Below are 17,793 nucleotides of genomic sequence, written 5' to 3'. Positions count from 1 at the left end.
GCAACCTACTCGACTGTCGCGCCGCGATGCAGGTCGGCCTCGATCTGCAGCCGCGTGCCGCCGCCGAAGCGCGCGCGATAGACCTGCAGGTTCTCCATGATCCGCTGCACATAGTTGCGCGTCTCGGAAAACGGGATGAGTTCGACCCAATCGACCGCGTCGACCTTGGGATCGCGCGGGTCGCCGTAGCGGTCGACCCATTTCTTGACGCTGCCGCGGCCGGCATTGTAGGCCGCAAACGTCATGATGTAGGAGCCGCGATAGTCGTCGATCAGCCCGCCGAGTTCGGCGGCACCGAGGGCTGCGTTATAGACCGGATCGTTCTTCATCCGGCCGAGGTCGAAATTGGCACCGTATTTCTTGCAGACATAGCGCCCCGCGTCCGGCGTCACCTGCATTAGCCCGTAGGCTTGCGCCGGCGACACCACGGCCGGATTGAAGGCGCTTTCCTGCCGCGCGATGGCGAAGACGATGCTCTGCTCGACTTGCGGCCCGATCGATTTGAATGGCGGGATCCCCGCCACCGGATAGGCGTAGAAATCGAACGGCAGTCCGCGGTTGAGGGCGGCCTTGCCGACCAGAAGCATGCTGCGCGCATCGCGATAGCGGGAGGCCAGTTCGCCGAGGCCGATCAGCGCGTCGGGATCGCCGTTCTCTCCCATATCGGCAAAAATCGGCACCGCGATTTCACGTTCGTCCAGCTCGTAGAGCAGTTGGGTGGCGCGAACGATCTCCAGTCTTTCGACGCCGCGGCCCCGGCCGGTCGGCGCGGCGTTCAACTCGATCTGGGGAAGTCCGAGTTTTGCCCGCGCCAGCTGGCCGTAATAGCTGGTCGATTGCGCCGCCGCCGCCGTATAGGCGGCGCGGGCCTCCTGGGCACGGCCCGCCGCCTCGGCGGCGCGTCCCTGCCAATAGCCGGCGCGCGCCAGCGTGGTCGGATTGACGCTGCCGACCCCGATGCGGGCGAAATGCTGCGCGGCCAGCGCCGGGTCGGTCAGGAAGCGCAGCGCGATCCAGCCCGCGGTGAATTCCTGCTCGGTCTTGTAGATGTCGCGCGCCGGCAGTGCCGCGTCGCGCGCGATCAAATAGGCGCTACGGTTTTCGCCGATGTCGAGCATCTTGCGCGACAGCAAGCGCCGCTCGATCCACCATTCGTCGACATTGTAGAGGCGTGCCGGATCCCTCGGCGCGCTGAGCATGAGCTGGCCGGCTTCCGCGAATTTCTCTTCGCGGCGGAGCAGCTGGATCTTGCTGAAGATGTAGCCGGGATCGCTGTGCAGTTCCTGCGGAACCGCCTCCAGCAGCGCCCTCGTGTTGGAGGCCTTGTGGTAGGACGCGATCCGCGCCTTGGCCAGCGCGACGTAAGCCGCGCCCAGCCGCTTGGCGGCGCGCAGCGCGGCTTCGTGCTCGCTGCCATAGAGGAACAGATCCATCCGCGCCTTCTGATCGCCCGGCGTCAGCAGCGCGCCGAACAGGTCGAGCGCCGTGCTCTCGGTATCCTCGGACATGGAATCGTTGCGCCAGGCGTCACGCACCAGACGCTCCGCATTGGCGCGGTCGCCGCGAGCGAGCATCACCCGGGCCAGCGCGAACTTGCCTTTGGCCGATATCGGCGATTCGTTTTCGAACCACGCCCACACCGTGGAATCTTCGCGATGGTCGTCCCACAGCGACGCCTCGAGACGGCGGCGCAGGAAGGTCTGCGACGGCCAGCTCGGGTTGCCCGTGATGAAAGCGCGATAGCGCTCGACCGACGCCCCGTTATCGTCGCTGCGCAGGATGATCCATTCGGCAAGCTTCCTCGCCACCGGGTCCATGATGACCGCTTCGGCCTGGGTCGCATCCGCGGGCTTGTGCTTGCGCACGAGGTCGATGACGTTTTCCAGCGCATCGGTGTCGGCCTGTGAGGTCGATGATGTCGTGGCCAAGGCGGCCGCGGGGGGCGGCGGCTTGCGCGGCGGCGGCAACGCCGCATGCTGGCGGGTCGCGGGGGCGAGGGCCGCGGGAGCGCTTGTCGCCGCCGGAGCGGTGGTTTTATCCGCGGTCTTTGCCGCGGGCGTGGTTTTGGGCACGGCGCTGCGCGCGATCGGCCGCGGCTTGGGCAATGGAACTTTCTTGGGCGTGGCCCAGGCGTCCCCGGCCAACGCCGACAATCCAACGGCAAGCGCCAGGCATGTCGTCAGCGCCGTCGATCGCAACGCCACTGCGCGGCTGGATGGGGTCACGGCCTTCCTTCGCGGCGAATCATTCAATCGCTGGAGCGTTAAGCTCTATTTGATTGAATATGTGGACAAAATACTAAAATACGCAGGGGGCCCCGGCCATGTCTGCGCCAGCACCGCGGCAAAATCGCGGCCGGAGCAGTTTCAAGCAAAAGGAGACCGGTTCGCATCGAAAAAACGGTTCAAATCCGGAATCTGGAGCCGGACAAAGGTCAGGCCGGCGCGGGCCTTTCGCCGGATCGTCAGACCCGATATGAATGGCGGTTTCCAGTAAGCGGCAAGCCGCGAAACGCGCGTTCGGAGGAAGTCCATGGCAGCCAAGACGAATTTCAGGGGATCATTCACCGCCTTGGTCACGCCCTTCAAGAACGGCTCGCTCGACGAGGCCGCCTTCCGCGCGCTGGTGGGTTGGCAGATCGCCGAGGGGACCCATGGCCTGGTGCCAGTCGGCACGACCGGCGAAAGCCCGACCGTGAGCCATGACGAGCACAAGCGCGTGGTGGAGTGGTGCATCGATGAGGCCAAAGGCCGCGTTCCCGTGATCGCCGGCGCCGGCTCCAACTCGACCAAGGAAGCGGTCGAACTGGCCCAGCATGCGGAAAAGGCGGGCGCCAACGCGGTGCTGGTAGTGACGCCGTATTACAACAAGCCGACCCAGGAAGGCATGTACCAGCACTTCAAGGCGATCAACGACGCGATCGGGATTCCCATCATCATCTACAACATTCCGCCGCGGTCGGTGATCGACATGAGCGTGGACACCATGGCGCGGCTGTTCGAGCTGAAGAACATCGCCGGCGTCAAGGATGCGACCGCAAGCATGGTGCGGGTTTCGCAGCAGCGCGCCAAGATGGGCGAGGATTTCAACCAGCTGTCGGGCGAGGACGCCACCGTGCTCGGCTACATGGCGCATGGCGGCCATGGCTGCATCTCCGTCACCTCCAACGTGGCGCCGCGGCTGTGTTCCGAATTTCACCTGGCCTGGCAGAAGGGTGACCTTGCGACCGCGCTCAAGCTGCACGACAAGCTGATGCCGCTGCACACCAACCTCTTCATCGAGTCCAATCCGGCGCCGGTGAAATACGCGCTGTCGCTGCTCGGCAAGATGGACGAGACGCTGCGGCTGCCGATGGTGCCGGTCACCGAACCCACCCGCGTGGCGGTGCGCAGCGCGATGGTGCATGCGGGGCTGATCAACTAGGTCCTGCCGCCGCGATGAGCGTCCCGGTTCGCCAGGCTGAAGAGAGGGGGCTGCAGATGCTCAAGGAGTTTCGCGAATTCGCCATGAAGGGTAACGTCGTCGACCTCGCGGTCGGCGTCATCATCGGCGCGGCCTTCGGCGCGATCGTCACCTCGCTGGTCGGCGACATCATCATGCCGATCATCGGCGCGATCACGGGCGGTCTGGACTTCTCCAATTACTATACCGGGCTTTCGAAGGCGGTCACCGCCACCAACCTCGCCGACGCCAAAAAGCAGGGCGCGGTGCTGGCCTGGGGCAATTTCCTCACGCTGACGCTGAACTTCATCATCATTGCCTTTGTGCTGTTCATCGTCATTCGCGCCATCAACACCTTGAAGCGCAAGGATGAAGCCGCACCCGCGCCGCCGAAACCGACCCGGGAGGAAGAACTGCTGACCGAAATCCGCGATCTGCTCAAAAAGTCTTGACGTGCATGGGTGCGGATGGGGTGCTATCCCTTTCGTTTTCCTGAGACAATTCAATCATGGCCGAAAAGAACCAGCGCGCGATCAAAGTTGTCGCGGAAAACCGCAAGGCCCGGTTCAACTATGCCGTCGAGGATACGCTGGAGGCGGGAATCGCGCTGACCGGCACCGAGGTCAAGTCGTTGCGCAGCGGCAAGTCGACCATCGCGGAATCCTACGCAGATACCAAGGACGGCGAGGTCTGGCTGATCAACGCCAACATCCCGGAATATCTGCAGGCCAACCGCTTCAATCATGAGCCGAAGCGGCCGCGCAAGCTGTTGCTGCACAGGAAGCAGATCAACAAGCTGATGGGCGCGGTCGAGCGCGAGGGCATGACGCTGATCCCGCTGAAGCTGTATTTCAACGAGCGCGGCCGCGCCAAGCTGCTGCTGGCGGTGGCCAAGGGCAAGAAGCTGCATGACAAGCGCGAGACCGAGAAGAAGCGTGACTGGAGCCGCGAGAAGGGCCGCCTGCTGCGGGCGCGGGGATAGGTCTGTGCCCTCATCCCTGCGTACGGCTTCGCCGTTATCGCTGGAGGAGTGGCGTCTTCGCCGCGTCTCGAAGGATGAGGCCCGTATAGGGGCTTCATCCTTCGAGACGGCGCAAGCGCGCCTGCTCACCACGAGGTCCGAATGTGTTGGATGCCGAGGGAATATCGATGAACCAGAAAAATCTGCTTGAAGTCGACTGGAGTAAAATTCCCGCGCCGACTGACGACGGGGCAGCGGCGCATCTGGTGGGCATGACGATCCCGCCGATCGGCCTTCTCGCCACCGACGACAGCTCGGTGACATTGTCGGCGCTGCCGGCGCGCACGGTGGTGTTCGCCTATCCCCGAACCGGCGAACCCGGCAAGATCGCGCTGGTCGATGACTGGGACATGATCCCGGGCGCGCGGGGCTGCACCCCGCAAACCTGCGCGTTCCGCGACCTGTTCGCCGAACTGAAGGCCGCCGGCGCCGCGCAGGTGTTCGGCCTTTCGACGCAGAGCAATGCCTACCAGGCCGAAATGGCCGCGCGGCTGCATCTGCCGTTCCCGGTGTTGTCGGACGAAAAGCTGAAGCTGACACGCGCGCTCGGTTTGCCGACCATGGAGGTCGCCGGCCTGACGCTGATCAAGCGGCTGGCGCTGATCGTCGACGACGGCCGCATCGCCCATGTGTTCTATCCGGTGTTTCCGCCCGACCGGAACGCCGGCGACGTGCTGGCCTGGCTGAAGGAAAACGAGGTTTAGAACCGCCGTTGCGTCATGCTTTTTCGTCGCGAGCACCGTGAGGTGGGCAAAGGCGCGCTTGCGCCGTGCCCACCGTCCTCGAGATGCTGCGAAGATGGTGGGTAGGCTTCGCTCTGCCCACACCCCACACCCTACGGCCGCCGCTGTGGAGATCTCCCTAGTCCAGATCCGCCTTCACCTTCGCGAACACGCTGCGGAACATGTCCGGCGTCAGCACCCGCGTATTGGTGTTGTAACGGGAGCAGTGGTAGCTGTCGTAGAGCTTTACCACGCCGGCCTGATGGATCGCGCCATGCGCGAATGGGGCCGCGGCACTGCGCAGGCCGAGCGCCTTCAGCGTCGATTCATGCGCCACCCGGCCGAGTGCCACGATCGCGCGCAGGCGTGGCAGCGACGCCAGCGCCGTGATGAGGAATTGCCGGCAGGTGTTGATCTCGGCGGGCATCGGCTTGTTCTGCGGCGGCACGCAACGCACCGCGTTGCTGATCCGGCAATCGACCAGCCTCAAGCCGTCGTCGGGCCGGGCCTGGTAGACGCCTTTGGCAAAGCCGTATTCGATCAGGGTGGCGTAGAGCAGGTCACCGGCGAAATCGCCGGTGAAGGGACGCCCGGTTCGGTTGGCGCCCTGCATCCCCGGCGCGAGGCCGACGATCAGGAGCCGTCCGTTAGGGTCGCCGAACGACCGCACCGGCGAGTTGAACCAGTCCGGATGACGTGCACGCGCTTCCTCGCGGAAGCTCTTGAGCCTCGGGCAGAGCGGGCAATTACGATCGGGTTGGGTCTCGAGGAGGGCGGGCCGTGGCCGGCCGCTGGCCCTGTCGTTTTCAGTCGTCGAAATCGTCGTCATCGCCCCTCGGCGCCATCGTGGTCGCGCGCTGCAGGAATTGCGGCGCGTGGTGGCGCGGCTCGCGCGGGGCGGGGCGCTCGGATGGATCGCGGCCAAGCTTGGATTGCAGCTCCACCAGATCGGTGAAGACGTCGGCCTGGCGCCGCAGCTCGTCGGCGATCATCGGCGGCTGGCTGGAAATGGTCGAGACCACGGTGACCCGCACGCCGCGGCGCTGCACCGCCTCGACCAGCGAGCGGAAATCGCCGTCGCCGGAAAACAGCACGATCTGGTCGACATGCTCGGCGAGTTCCATGGCGTCGACCGCGAGCTCGATATCCATGTTGCCCTTGACCTTGCGGCGGCCGCTGGCGTCGATGAATTCCTTGGTCGCCTTGGTGACCACGGTATAGCCATTGTAGTCCAGCCAGTCGATCAGGGGACGGATCGACGAGTACTCCTGATCTTCGATGATCGCGGTGTAGTAGAACGCGCGCAGAAGCGTCCCGCGACTCTGGAATTCCTTGAGCAGGCGCTTGTAGTCAATATCGAAACCGAGTGTCTTGGCCGTCGCGTAGAGGTTGGCGCCATCGATAAAGAGCGCGATCTTGTTGGTCGAGGAAGGGGACATTCAGTTTCTCGCGTTGTTGTTAACGTTTTTGGCGCAGCGGCAACCGACCGCGCATCTCCAAGATTTGCTTGCCTTAAAGTTCGGTGAATCTGGCCCCGACAAACACCACCACAAATATGGTATGCCAAGGGCGAAAAGACCAATACTTTCACATCGCCATGAAGCGAATTCTTGTCCTGGACGGCTGTTGCCATGTCGCTGGACGTTCCGGCCTTCTGGCCCCGAAGCAGGGGTTACCAGAGCCGAATGGGAACGCAAATCACAAAATGGTCTTGCGCAAAGGCGCTGGTGCCTATAACTACCAGCCATAATCAACATATTCGGTCCCATTAGCGAAGGCGACAGTCGATGGCGCGCGTCACCGTAGAAGATTGCATTGACAAGGTCGACAACCGGTTCGACCTGGTCCTGTTGGCGGCGCACCGCGCCCGCATGATCTCATCCGGCTCCCAACTCACGGTTGATCGCGATAACGATAAAAATCCGGTCGTATCGCTGCGTGAAATCGCCGATTCCACCATTTCTCCGGAGGATTTGCGCGAAGAATTGGTCCATTCGCTGCAGAAATTCGTCGAGGTGGACGAGCCCGAACCCGATACCGTGCCTTTGATCGGCTCGGCCGGCGCTAGTGTCGACGCTGACGACACCGAGGTCGCCGTCGAACGGATGACCGAAGAGGAACTGCTGAAGGGCCTCGAGGGTCTGGCGCCGCCGGAAGAGCAGCCCGAAGAAGACGAGTAGTCGACCGGAAGGCTTGCAATCCCGGGGTGTCTTCACCCCGCCAATCTGATCCAGGGCCCGGACATCGATCCGGGCCTTTGCTTTTGTTGACGTTTTCGTGGTTACCATGGGTCCATCACGGGCACGGATGGATTCCGGCGCGGCTGACCCCGATTTGATCGGGGAAATGCCGGATTGGCGTCATACTGACCCCGTTGTGTCCTAAAACCAGCGTTTTCGTGGCCTAGAATGGGGCTCTCTAGCGTGAGAGGAACTAGGTTTATCCCGTTAGTTGTGAAGCGGACGATTGAGGTCCGCACATGAAGGCTAGGATTTGATGGCGTATTGGCGCCGCAGCGCACCCCAGATGCAGGCCGCGACCGAATCGGTCGCCGTGGCGCCCGCCGCGCCTGCGCCGGTGAAGCCGGCCAAATCGTCGCGTTCGCGGATGATGCGGCAATACGACCTGGTTGAGCGCGTCCGCTCCTACAACCCGGATACCAATGAAGACCTTTTGAACCGCGCCTATGTCTACGCCATGAAGGCGCACGGCACCCAGACCCGCGCCTCCGGCGACCCCTATTTCTCGCATCCGCTCGAGGTCGCGGCGATCCTCACCGACCTCAAGCTCGACGATGCCACCATCGTCGCCGCCCTGCTGCACGATACCATCGAGGATACCGAGGCGACCCGCTCCGAAATCGACCACATCTTCGGGCCCGAGATCGGCGCGCTGGTGGAGGGGCTCACCAAGCTGAAGCGGCTGGAGCTGGTGTCGCGCGAAGCCAAGCAGGCCGAGAACCTGCGCAAGCTGCTGCTGGCGATCTCCGACGACGTCCGCGTGCTGCTGGTCAAGCTCGCCGACCGTCTGCACAACATGCGCACGCTGGAATTCGTGCCGCCGGCCTCGCGGCAGCGGATCGCCGAGGAGACGCTCGACATCTATGCGCCGCTCGCCGGCCGCATGGGCATGCACGAGATGCGGGAAGAACTCGAGGATCTGTCGTTCCGCACGCTTGATCCGGAAGCCTATACGGTGGTGAAGCAGCGGCTGGATTCGTTGGCCGAGCGCAACCGAAACCTGATCGGCGAGATCGAAAGCCAGCTCTCCAAGAATTTGCTGCGGAACGGACTGACCGCGCAGGTCTCCGGCCGGCGCAAGCAGCCGTTTTCGATCTGGACCAAGATGGAGCGCAAGTCGGTCGGCTTCGAGCAATTGTCCGATATCTTCGGTTTCCGCGTGGTGCTGAAGGACGTCGAGTCCTGTTATCGCGCGGTCGGCGTCGTGCACACCACCTGGCCGGTGGTGCCGGGCCGGTTCAAGGATTACATCTCGACCCCGAAGCAGAACGATTATCGCTCGATCCACACCACCGTGATCGGTCCCGGCAATCAGCGCGTCGAACTGCAGATCCGCACCGAGGAGATGGACCAGATCGCCGAATTCGGCATCGCCGCGCACGCCTTCTACAAGGACGGCGTGGGCTCGCCGACCGAACTCCTGAAGCGCGAATCCAATGCCTTTGCCTGGCTGCGCCACACCATCGCGATCCTGTCGGACAGCGCCAATCCGGAGGAGTTTCTCGAGCATACCAAGCTCGAACTGTTCCACGACCAGGTGTTCTGCTTTACCCCGAAGGGCAAGCTGATCGCGCTGCCGCGCCAGGCCAATGTGATCGACTTCGCCTATGCTGTGCACACCGACGTCGGCAACTCGGCGGTCGGCTGCAAGATCAACGGCAAGTTCGCGCCATTGTCGTCGGAACTGCAGAACGGCGACGAGGTCGAGGTTCTGACCTCGGAAGCCCAGTCGGCGCCGCCGTCGGCTTGGGAATCGCTGGCCGTGACCGGCAAGGCGCGGGCGGCGATCCGGCGGGCGACCCGCACCGCGGTCCGCGATCAATATGCCGGGCTCGGCCGCCGCATCGTCGAGCGCCTGTTCGTGCGCGCCAAGATCGAATACGCCGACGACAAGCTCAAGGGCGCGCTGCCACGGCTGGCGCGCGTCTCGATCGACGACGTGATGGCGGCGGTCGGGCGCGGCGAAATGAAGGCCTCCGACGTCGCCCGCGCGATGTATCCCGATTACAAGGAAGAGCGGGTCGCACGCTATGGCGCCAAGAAGAGCAGCCTTGCGGTCAAGCTGAAGCTGAAATCGCCGCCCGATCCCTCGCGCAGCCCGTCGGCGATCCCGGTGCGCGGCATCAATTCGGATCTGCCGGTGAAATTCGCGCCGAACGGCGGCGCGGTGCCGGGCGACCGCATCGTCGGCATCGTCACGCCGGGCGAGGGCATCACCATCTACCCGATCCAATCGCCAGCGCTGAAGGATTTCGAGGAGGAGCCGGAGCGCTGGCTTGACGTCCGCTGGGATGTCGACGAATCGACGCCGCAGCGCTTTCCGGCGCGGATCACGGTGGACAACGTCAACGAGCCCGGAAGCCTTGCCCAGGTCGCCACCGTGATCGCCGAGCACGACGGCAATATCGACAATATCAGCATGTTCCGCCGCTCGCCCGATTTCACGGAGCTGACCATCGATCTTGAGGTCTATGACCTCAAGCATCTCAGCGCTATTATCGCCCAGTTGCGCGCCAAGGCCGTCGTCGCCCGGGTCGAGCGCGTCAATGGGTAGAATGACTCTTCCTCCTGGTGAGGAGCGCACTCTTGCGCGCGTCTCGCACCATGAGGCCACACTGCTCTCATCGTTCGAGGCGCGGCCAAGCGGCCGCTCCTCCCGAGTGAGCGCAAATGCGCTCATCCGGGGATGAGGACCTTTTCTGCTGCAAGGCTTGCCGAAAGATGGTCATGGCTACACCTCCTCCGCTCCGCCTCGGAGTCAATGTCGATCACGTCGCCACCCTGCGCAACGCGCGGCGCGGGCGCAATCCCGATCCGGTGCGCGCGGCGCTGCTGGCGATCGAGGCCGGCGCCGACGGCATCACCGCGCATTTGCGCGAGGATCGCCGTCACATCCGCGACGACGACATGGCGCGGCTGAAGGCCGAGATCTCGAAACCGCTGAATTTCGAGATGGCAGCGACCGAAGACATGCTGCGGATTTCGCTCGCCACAAAACCTCACGCGGTGTGTCTTGTGCCGGAGCGCCGCGAGGAGCTCACCACCGAGGGCGGCCTCGACGTGGTCGGGCAGCACAATGCGCTGGCCCCCTTCATCGCGCGGCTGAACGAGGCCGGCATCCGGGTGTCGCTGTTCATCGCCGCCGATCCGCGCCAGATCGAGATGGCGGCAAAGCTGCGCGCGCCGGTGATCGAAATCCATACCGGCGCCTGGTGCGACGCCGTTGTCGACGGCCATGCGGCGAAGGCGGACGCGGAATGGCACCGCATCGTCGCTGGCGCCGCCTTGGCGCGCTCGGTAGGCCTTGAAGTCCACGCCGGTCACGGGCTCGATTATGCGACCGCCGAGAAGATCGCGGGCCTTCCCGTGATCGCCGAGCTCAACATCGGCTATTACATGATCGGGGAGGCGCTGTTCGTTGGCCTTGCCGAGACGGTCCGCGCGATGCGGGCTGCGATGGATCGCGGCCGCGGCAAGGCCGCCGGGGCGAATCACTCCCTTACAGGCAAAGCATGATCATCGGCATCGGCTCCGACCTGATCGACATCCGCCGCGTCGCCAAGGTGATCGAACGCCATGGCGACCGGTTCCTCGACCGCATTTTCACCGAGGCCGAGCGCGCCAAAGCCGGGCGCCGGGCCAAGAACGAGAACATGGTGGTGGCGACCTATGCCAAGCGCTTCGCCGCCAAGGAGGCCTGCTCCAAGGCGCTCGGCACAGGTATCCGGCGGGGCGTGTGGTGGCGGGATATGGGGGTGGTCAACCTGCCGGGGGGCCGGCCGACCATGCAGCTGACGGGCGGGGCGCTGGCCCGGCTCGAGGCGCTGACGCCGGAAGGCCATGAGGCGCGGATCGACCTCTCGATCACTGATGACTGGCCCTTGGCACAGGCCTTCGTCATAATTTCGGCGGTCGCTGCGGGCAAACCGTGACGCGTCGGGGCGGTTCGGCCGACGGACTGCTAAAAACTAAAAATCCAATATTTTTCAATGGATTAGAAAGTTTTGATGCGGCCGTTGATTGCGCGGCTGCGAACAACGGTCTAAAACGCCGCAGGTTGGATCGAGGCCAGAGCGAATTCAGGTTTGCGCCGGGATTGGCTTTCAAATCAGAATCAGGAGCACTTTCTTGGCGCGAAGCGATGAGCTTTCCGCGTGAGGAAAATGCTCTGCCACCGTGCGGGAACAAACGCTGCGGGGAATTGGGAAAGCGATGAGCGTGACATCCGGAACAAAGACTGAAAGCGGCTTGGGTGAAACCGTCCGCGTCATCATCCACGCTTTGCTGATCGCGCTGGTGATCCGCACCTTCCTGTTCCAGCCCTTCAACATCCCGTCCGGCTCGATGAAGGCGACGCTGTTGGTCGGCGACTATCTGTTCGTCTCGAAATATTCCTACGGTTACAGCCATTATTCGATCCCGCTGTCGCCGCCGTTGTTTTCGGGCCGGATCTTCGGCTCCGAGCCGTCGCGCGGCGATATCGTCGTGTTCCGCCTGCCCAAGGACGACACCACCGACTACATCAAGCGCGTGATCGGGTTGCCCGGCGACCGCATCCAGATGAAGGAGGGGCTGCTCTACATCAACGACGTGCCGGTCAAACGCGAGCGGCTGAGCGATTTCATCGGCGAGGATCCTTGCGGGTCCGACGCCACCGCGCGGGTGAAGCGCTGGAAGGAAACGCTGCCGAACGGCGTCAGCTATGAATCGCTGGATTGCGTCGACAACGGATTTTACGACAACACCAATGTCTACAACGTGCCGCCCGGCCACTTCTTCATGATGGGCGACAACCGCGACAACTCGACCGACAGCCGGGTGCTGTCGGCGGTCGGCTACGTGCCGTTCGAGAACATCGTCGGCCGTGCGCAAATGATTTTCTTTTCCATTGCCGAAGGCGAGCACGCCTGGATGTTCTGGCGCTGGCCCACCGCGGTGCGCTGGAATCGCATATTTAAAATCGTGCGATGAACGACGAAACACCGGACATCCAGACCGGAGCGTCAGGCGAATCAAGCTCTCAGCCTGACGTCAGCCACGAACCCGTGGCGGTGAAAAAGACGCGCAAGAAGGTCAGCGCCAGGGCGGCCACCGCGGCGCTCGAGGGGCGGATCGGGCACAAATTTACCGATCCCGCCTTGCTGACGACCGCCTTCACCCATGTTTCCGCGCTGAAGCCGGCGCGCAAGCGCGGCGACAGCTATCAGCGGCTCGAATTCCTCGGCGACCACGTGCTCGGACTGGTTGTGTCCGACATGCTGTACCGCGCCTTTCCTAACGCCGACGAAGGCGAACTGTCGAAACGGCTGGCCGATCTCGTACGCAAGGAGAGTTGCGCGGACGTCGCGAAATCGCTCGGGCTGTTCGATGACATCAAGCTCGGCCAGGTCGGGGCCAGCGCCAGCGCGCGCCTGCGCAAATCCGTGCTCGGCGACATCTGCGAGGCGGTGATCGGCGCAGTGTTCCTGGACGGCGGCTATTCCGCCGCGGCGCAGTTCGTCGAGCGCAACTGGACCGAGCGGATGCGCAAGCCGCGGCGGCCCCTGCGCGATCCGAAGACCGTGCTGCAGGAATGGGCGCAAGGCAAGGGACTGCCGACGCCGGTTTACCGCGAGATCGAGCGTACCGGGCCGCATCACGATCCGCAGTTTCGTGTCGCGGTGGATCTGCCCGGCCTGGAGCCGGCCGAAGGCGTCGGCGGCAGCAAGCGGGCCGCAGAAAAGGTCGCGGCGTCCGCGATGATCGCGCGCGAAGGCGTCGCCGGCGGCAGCAATGACGGATAACCCCGAAGAACGCGCAGCACCCGCCACCGCGTGCGGCTTTGTCGCGCTGATCGGCGCCCCCAATGTCGGCAAGTCCACGCTGGTCAACGCGCTGGTCGGCTCCAAGGTCACGATCGTCTCGCGCAAGGTGCAGACCACGCGCGCGCTGATCCGAGGCATTGTGATCGAAAACAACGCGCAGATCATCCTGGTCGACACCCCCGGGATCTTCTCGCCGAAGCGAAGGCTCGACCGCGCCATGGTGTCGACCGCCTGGAGCGGGGCGCACGACGCCGATCTCGTCTGCGTGCTGCTCGACGCCAAGGCCGGCATCGACGAGGAAGCCGACGCGATCCTCGCCAAGGTCGCCACCGTCAAGCACGAGAAGATCCTGGTGCTGAACAAGATCGATCTGGTGCCGCGCGAAAAGCTGCTGGCGCTCGCCAAGACCGCCAATGAGCGGCTCGGCTTTGCCAGTACCTTCATGGTCTCGGCGCTGTCGGGTGACGGCGTCGACGATTTGCGCCGGAAGCTTTCCGAAATGGTGCCGCCGGGACCGTTCCATTATCCCGAGGACCAGATGTCGGACGCGCCGATGCGGCATCTGGCGGCCGAGATCACGCGGGAAAAGATCTACCGCAAGCTGCACCAGGAATTGCCGTATCAATCCACCGTCGAGACCGACAGCTGGACCGAGCGCAAGGACAAATCTGTTCGCATCGAGCAGACGATCTTTGTCGAACGCGAGAGCCAGCGCAAGATCGTGCTCGGCAAGGGCGGCGCCACCATCAAGGCGATCGGCGCGGAGTCGCGCAAGGAGCTCGCCGAGATCGTGGGCGTGCCAGTGCACCTGTTCCTGTTCGTCAAGGTACGCGAAAACTGGGGCGACGATCCCGACCGCTACCGTGAGATGGGACTTGAGTTCCCCAGGGAATGATCGAGAAATAAACAAATAATAAGAAATGACCGGCCCGCGATGAACGTACCCAAGAACGTGCTGTGGTTTGAAGTGCTGCTGTATCTGTCGCTGACGCTGGACGCGCTGTCGGTCGCGTTCCAGGACCGCACGCCAAGCGGCGAGATGACGGAATCCATGATCATGGTCGCGACCGTGATGGCGGGCGGCATGATCCTGCTCCTGGTGTTTCTGGTCTGGCTCGCCGCCCAGCAGAGGAAGAACTGGCCGCGCTGGGTGCTGGCGGCGGCGCTCGTTTTGTCCGTGATCTCGCTGGTGCAGGTGATCGGCGACAGCGGCGTTCAGCTCGACAGCGCCATCGAGGTCGTCTCCTGCGCGCTGACCGCGGCAGGGCTGTATTTTTCCTTCACCGGCGACGCCGTGGGCTGGTTCAACGCGTAAGCGCTTTGCATCGTCATTCCGGGGCGATGCGAAAGCATCGAACCCCGATGAAGCAGGTGCACATCCGAGGTTCGCACCTTCGATGCGCCCCGGAATGACGGCGGAGATAGCTGCGCGCCTCGCTGGAATCCTGTAAACTCTCCCCATGGAATGGACCGACGAAGGCATCGTGCTGGGGGTGCGGCGGCATGGCGAATCATCGGCCATCGTCGAGCTCTTGACGCGCGGCCACGGCCGGCACCTCGGCCTGGTGCGGGGCGGGGCGGGTTCGCGGATGCGGCCTCTGCTGCAGCCCGGCAACAGCGTCACCGCGGTATGGCGGGCGCGGCTCGACGAGCATCTCGGCACCTACCAGATCGAAGGCACCAGGCTCCGCGCGGCCACCGTGCTGGCCTCGTCGCATGCGGTCTACGGCGTGACCCATCTCGCCTCGCTGGCCCGGTTGCTGCCGGAGCGTGATCCGCACGAGGAAATCTACGAGATGCTGGAGCGCACGCTGGATGATTTCGACGACATCGGCGAGGCCGCCGCGCATCTGATCCGGTTCGAGCTCGCAATGCTGGCCGAACTCGGCTTCGGGCTCGATCTGGAAACCTGTGCCGCGACCGGGGCGACCAGCGAGCTGATTTATGTTTCGCCGAAATCCGGCGGCGCGGTGTCGCGCGTGGCCGGCGATCCCTGGCGCGACCGGCTGCTGCGGCTGCCGGCCTTCCTGCGCCAGGGCGAGGGCGGCACCAACGGCTGGTCGGACCAGGATCTGCAGGACGGCTTTCAACTCACCGGATTATTCCTGCTTCGCCATGTGCTGGAACCGCGCGGGCAGGGCCATTCCGACGCCCGCGACGGGTTTATCAACGCCGTGACCAAATTTCGGGCGAAAGCGGCGGTTCCGTAACGCCCCCGCACCGCCTAAATTGCTGCTGATTCGCGGTCTTAATCGCGGTCTTGCCCGATTCACCGCCAGGGTTTAACGCCTCCCCATGGGAAAACGACAATTACCGCCGGAAGAGCCGGCCGAAATTCACGAGGTCATGCTGCGGGATGCGCTGGAAGAGCGCTATCTCGCCTATGCCCTCTCGACCATCATGCATCGCGCCTTGCCGGACGCCCGCGACGGGTTAAAGCCGGTGCATCGCCGCATCCTCTACGGCATGCGGCTGCTGCGGCTCGATCCGGGCACGCCGTTCAAGAAATCGGCAAAGATCGTGGGCGACGTGATGGGCTCGTTCCATCCGCATGGCGACCAGGCGATCTACGACGCCATGGTACGGCTGGCGCAGGATTTCTCCGCGCGCTATCCGCTGGTCGACGGCCAGGGCAATTTCGGCAATATCGACGGCGATAACCCGGCCGCCTACCGGTATACCGAAGCGCGCATGACCGATGTCGCGCGGCTGCTGCTCGACGGCATCGACGAGGACGGCGTCGAATTCCGCCCCAATTACGACGGCCAGTCGAAAGAGCCGGTCGTGCTGCCCGGCGGCTTTCCGAACCTGCTCGCCAACGGCGCGCAGGGCATCGCGGTCGGCATGGCGACCTCGATTCCTCCACATAACGCGGCCGAACTGTGCGACGCAGCTCTTCATTTGATCGACAAGCCCGAGGCGAAGTCGAAGGCGCTGCTGAAATGGGTCAAGGGTCCGGATTTCCCCACCGGCGGCATCATCGTCGATTCCAAGGAAAGCATCGCCGAAGCCTACATGACCGGGCGCGGCTCGTTCCGCACCCGCGCCAAATGGGTCCAGGAGGAGGGCGCGCGCGGCACCTGGGTGGTCGTCGTCACCGAGATTCCCTGGCTGGTGCAGAAAAACCGGCTGGTCGAGAAGATCGCCGAACTGAACGACAGCAAGAAGCTGCCGCTGGTCGGCGAGGTGCGCGACGAATCCGCCGAGGACATCCGCCTCGTGATCGAGCCAAAGTCGCGCGCGGTCGATCCGGAACTGATGATGGAATCGCTGTTCCGGCTGACCGAGCTGGAAAGCCGGATTCCGCTGAACCTCAACGTGCTGGTGAAGGGCCGCGTGCCGAAGGTGCTGGGGCTCGCCGAGTGCCTGCGCGAATGGCTCGACCATCTGCGCGACGTGCTGGTGCGCCGCTCCAACTACCGCAAGACCCAGATCGAGAACCGGCTTGAGGTGCTCGGCGGCTATTTGATCGCCTATCTGAACATCGACAAAGTCATAAAAATTATCCGGACCGAGGACGAACCGAAGCCGGAGCTGATGAAAGCGTTCAAGCTGACGGAAGTCCAGACCGACGCCATCCTCAACATGCGGCTGCGCAGCTTGCGCAAGCTCGAGGAATTCGAGATCCGCACCGAAGAAAAGAACCTTCGGGGCGAGTTGAAGGGCATCAAGACCTTGCTCGGCTCAGAGACCGAGCAATGGGCCAAGGTCGGCGATCAGGTGCGCAAGGTTCGCGACATGTTCGGGCCGAAGACGCCGCTCGGCAAGCGCCGCACCCAATTCGCCGACGCGCCGGAGCATGATCTTGCCGCGATCGAGGAAGCCTTTGTCGAGCGCGAGCCGGTCACCGTGGTCGTCTCCGACAAGGGCTGGGTGCGGACGCTGAAGGGGCATGTCGCCGATCTCTCGGGGCTGACCTTCAAGACCGACGACAAGCTCGACCAGGCGTTCTTCGCCGAGAGCACCTCAAAGCTACTGCTGTTCGCCACCAACGGAAAATTCTATTCGCTCGACGTGGCAAAGCTGCCGGGCGGCCGCGGCCATGGCGAGCCGATCCGGATGTTCATCGACATGGATCAGGATGCGGCGATCGTGTCGCTGTTCGTGAACACCGGCGGCCGCAAATTCCTGGTCGCAAGCCATGAAGGCCAGGGTTTTGTCGTCAACGAGGACGATTGCGTCGGCAATACCCGCAAGGGCAAGCAGGTGCTCAACGTCGAGATGCCCAACGAGGCCCGCGCGATCGCGACCGTCACGGGCGATACCGTTGCGGTGATCGGCACCAACCACAAGATGGTGATCTTCCCGCTCGACCAGGTGCCGGAGATGGCGCGGGGCCGCGGCGTGCGGCTGCAGAAATACACCAGTGCTGCGCTCTCGGATGTCGCCACCTTCGATTCCAAGGCGGGACTGACCTGGAAGGATTCGTCGGGACGCGAGCAGAGCATGAGCTGGAAGGAACTGTCCGACTGGCGCGGCAACCGCGCCGACGCCGGCCGCCTCGCGGGCGGCCTGCCGAAGTCGAACAAGTTCCGCAGGGGCGTGGAGTAGCCAGGGGCGTAATA

18 protein-coding genes are annotated in these 17,793 nt (G+C 63.9%); 15 read left to right on the top strand and 3 right to left on the bottom strand.

Features of this window, described 5'->3' with window-relative positions; genetic code table 11:
• Positions 1-5: 5 nt before the first annotated feature.
• Positions 6-2,153 carry a lytic transglycosylase domain-containing protein gene (locus B5525_RS35840; RefSeq protein WP_425305338.1) on the bottom strand — a complete coding sequence of 716 codons (2,148 nt, stop codon included), beginning with the start codon at positions 2,151-2,153 and terminating at the stop codon, positions 6-8.
• Between B5525_RS35840 and B5525_RS46875 the strand changes: the two genes are divergently transcribed.
• The 5 genes from B5525_RS46875 to B5525_RS35820 all read left to right on the top strand — a co-directional run bounded on the left by B5525_RS46875 (position 2,065) and on the right by B5525_RS35820 (position 5,166).
• Positions 2,065-2,496, top strand: coding sequence for a hypothetical protein (locus tag B5525_RS46875; protein WP_244568140.1), 432 nt, complete (start codon positions 2,065-2,067; stop codon positions 2,494-2,496). The genes B5525_RS35840 and B5525_RS46875 overlap by 89 nt on opposite strands.
• 36 nt (positions 2,497-2,532) lie before the next feature.
• A complete protein-coding gene (gene dapA, locus B5525_RS35835; protein WP_079570636.1) occupies positions 2,533-3,423 on the top strand; it encodes a 4-hydroxy-tetrahydrodipicolinate synthase in 891 nt (296 codons plus the stop codon).
• Positions 3,424-3,479: 56 nt separating this feature from the next.
• The gene (gene mscL / locus B5525_RS35830) at positions 3,480-3,893 is read left to right on the top strand and encodes a large conductance mechanosensitive channel protein MscL (RefSeq protein ID WP_172900042.1); all 414 of its coding nucleotides are present in this window, start codon (positions 3,480-3,482) and stop codon (positions 3,891-3,893) included.
• A gap of 56 nt (positions 3,894-3,949) precedes the next feature.
• A complete protein-coding gene (smpB, locus tag B5525_RS35825) occupies positions 3,950-4,423 on the top strand; it encodes an SsrA-binding protein SmpB (RefSeq protein WP_079570633.1) in 474 nt (157 codons plus the stop codon).
• Between the two features lie 167 nt (positions 4,424-4,590).
• Positions 4,591-5,166 (top strand): peroxiredoxin, encoded by a 576-nt coding sequence (locus tag B5525_RS35820; RefSeq protein WP_079570632.1) that lies wholly within the window; start codon positions 4,591-4,593, stop codon positions 5,164-5,166.
• A gap of 157 nt (positions 5,167-5,323) precedes the next feature.
• On the opposite strand, the gene B5525_RS35815 is transcribed toward B5525_RS35820, so the two are convergent.
• Both B5525_RS35815 and B5525_RS35810 read right to left on the bottom strand, forming a co-directional pair.
• Positions 5,324-6,013: a uracil-DNA glycosylase gene (locus B5525_RS35815; RefSeq protein ID WP_079570630.1), complete on the bottom strand. Its 690-nt coding sequence runs from the start codon at positions 6,011-6,013 to the stop codon at positions 5,324-5,326.
• On the bottom strand, positions 5,991-6,623 hold the full coding sequence (locus tag B5525_RS35810) for an NYN domain-containing protein (RefSeq protein ID WP_079570629.1): 633 nt from the start codon (positions 6,621-6,623) through the stop codon (positions 5,991-5,993). The genes B5525_RS35815 and B5525_RS35810 overlap by 23 nt, the downstream gene beginning before the upstream one ends.
• 348 nt (positions 6,624-6,971) lie before the next feature.
• On the opposite strand from B5525_RS35810, the gene rpoZ reads away from it, so the two are divergent.
• From rpoZ to parC, 10 genes are all read left to right on the top strand, one after another.
• A complete protein-coding gene (gene rpoZ / locus B5525_RS35805; RefSeq protein ID WP_024512695.1) occupies positions 6,972-7,364 on the top strand; it encodes a DNA-directed RNA polymerase subunit omega in 393 nt (130 codons plus the stop codon).
• A 316-nt stretch (positions 7,365-7,680) separates the two neighbouring features.
• Positions 7,681-9,978, top strand: coding sequence for a RelA/SpoT family protein (locus B5525_RS35800; protein ID WP_079570627.1), 2,298 nt, complete (start codon positions 7,681-7,683; stop codon positions 9,976-9,978).
• A gap of 173 nt (positions 9,979-10,151) precedes the next feature.
• Positions 10,152-10,940, top strand: a complete 789-nt coding sequence (locus B5525_RS35795; RefSeq protein WP_079574245.1) for a pyridoxine 5'-phosphate synthase — start codon at positions 10,152-10,154, stop codon at positions 10,938-10,940.
• Positions 10,937-11,356 carry a holo-ACP synthase gene (gene acpS / locus B5525_RS35790; RefSeq protein ID WP_079570626.1) on the top strand — a complete coding sequence of 140 codons (420 nt, stop codon included), beginning with the start codon at positions 10,937-10,939 and terminating at the stop codon, positions 11,354-11,356. Before B5525_RS35795 ends, acpS begins: the two co-directional genes overlap by 4 nt.
• A 280-nt stretch (positions 11,357-11,636) precedes the next feature.
• Entirely contained in the window at positions 11,637-12,395 is a 759-nt protein-coding gene (gene lepB, locus B5525_RS35785; protein WP_079570624.1) for a signal peptidase I, read from the top strand.
• Positions 12,392-13,207, top strand: a complete 816-nt coding sequence (gene rnc / locus B5525_RS35780) for a ribonuclease III (RefSeq protein WP_079570622.1) — start codon at positions 12,392-12,394, stop codon at positions 13,205-13,207. The genes lepB and rnc overlap by 4 nt, the downstream gene beginning before the upstream one ends.
• Positions 13,197-14,123, top strand: coding sequence for a GTPase Era (era, locus tag B5525_RS35775; protein WP_079570621.1), 927 nt, complete (start codon positions 13,197-13,199; stop codon positions 14,121-14,123). Before rnc ends, era begins: the two co-directional genes overlap by 11 nt.
• Before the next feature lie 39 nt (positions 14,124-14,162).
• Positions 14,163-14,543, top strand: a complete 381-nt coding sequence (locus B5525_RS35770; protein ID WP_079570619.1) for a hypothetical protein — start codon at positions 14,163-14,165, stop codon at positions 14,541-14,543.
• A 145-nt stretch (positions 14,544-14,688) separates the two neighbouring features.
• A complete protein-coding gene (recO, locus tag B5525_RS35765) occupies positions 14,689-15,438 on the top strand; it encodes a DNA repair protein RecO (protein ID WP_079570618.1) in 750 nt (249 codons plus the stop codon).
• Between the two features lie 85 nt (positions 15,439-15,523).
• Entirely contained in the window at positions 15,524-17,779 is a 2,256-nt protein-coding gene (gene parC, locus B5525_RS35760) for a DNA topoisomerase IV subunit A (protein WP_079570616.1), read from the top strand.
• Positions 17,780-17,793: the final 14 nt, after the last annotated feature.

The organism is Bradyrhizobium erythrophlei, from assembly GCF_900129505.1.
In the GTDB taxonomy this organism is placed as follows: domain Bacteria; phylum Pseudomonadota; class Alphaproteobacteria; order Rhizobiales; family Xanthobacteraceae; genus Bradyrhizobium; species Bradyrhizobium erythrophlei_D.
Note: the sequence above shows the minus strand (reverse complement) of the source record. Positions and strands in the feature narration are given on the sequence as shown.

Excerpts from the sequence above, each read along its gene's own strand:
- dapA (WP_079570636.1), top strand. The coding sequence starts at position 2,533 with ATGGCAGCCAAGACGAATTTCAGGGGATCATTCACCGCCTTGGTCACG.
- mscL (WP_172900042.1), top strand. The coding sequence starts at position 3,480 with ATGCTCAAGGAGTTTCGCGAATTCGCCATGAAGGGTAACGTCGTCGAC.
- smpB (WP_079570633.1), top strand. The coding sequence starts at position 3,950 with ATGGCCGAAAAGAACCAGCGCGCGATCAAAGTTGTCGCGGAAAACCGC.
- B5525_RS35820 (WP_079570632.1), top strand. The coding sequence starts at position 4,591 with ATGAACCAGAAAAATCTGCTTGAAGTCGACTGGAGTAAAATTCCCGCG.
- B5525_RS35815 (WP_079570630.1), bottom strand. The coding sequence starts at position 6,013 with ATGACGACGATTTCGACGACTGAAAACGACAGGGCCAGCGGCCGGCCA.
- B5525_RS35810 (WP_079570629.1), bottom strand. The coding sequence starts at position 6,623 with ATGTCCCCTTCCTCGACCAACAAGATCGCGCTCTTTATCGATGGCGCC.
- rpoZ (WP_024512695.1), top strand. The coding sequence starts at position 6,972 with ATGGCGCGCGTCACCGTAGAAGATTGCATTGACAAGGTCGACAACCGG.
- B5525_RS35800 (WP_079570627.1), top strand. The coding sequence starts at position 7,681 with ATGGCGTATTGGCGCCGCAGCGCACCCCAGATGCAGGCCGCGACCGAA.
- B5525_RS35795 (WP_079574245.1), top strand. The coding sequence starts at position 10,152 with ATGGCTACACCTCCTCCGCTCCGCCTCGGAGTCAATGTCGATCACGTC.
- acpS (WP_079570626.1), top strand. The coding sequence starts at position 10,937 with ATGATCATCGGCATCGGCTCCGACCTGATCGACATCCGCCGCGTCGCC.
- lepB (WP_079570624.1), top strand. The coding sequence starts at position 11,637 with ATGAGCGTGACATCCGGAACAAAGACTGAAAGCGGCTTGGGTGAAACC.
- rnc (WP_079570622.1), top strand. The coding sequence starts at position 12,392 with ATGAACGACGAAACACCGGACATCCAGACCGGAGCGTCAGGCGAATCA.
- era (WP_079570621.1), top strand. The coding sequence starts at position 13,197 with ATGACGGATAACCCCGAAGAACGCGCAGCACCCGCCACCGCGTGCGGC.
- B5525_RS35770 (WP_079570619.1), top strand. The coding sequence starts at position 14,163 with ATGAACGTACCCAAGAACGTGCTGTGGTTTGAAGTGCTGCTGTATCTG.
- recO (WP_079570618.1), top strand. The coding sequence starts at position 14,689 with ATGGAATGGACCGACGAAGGCATCGTGCTGGGGGTGCGGCGGCATGGC.
- parC (WP_079570616.1), top strand. The coding sequence starts at position 15,524 with ATGGGAAAACGACAATTACCGCCGGAAGAGCCGGCCGAAATTCACGAG.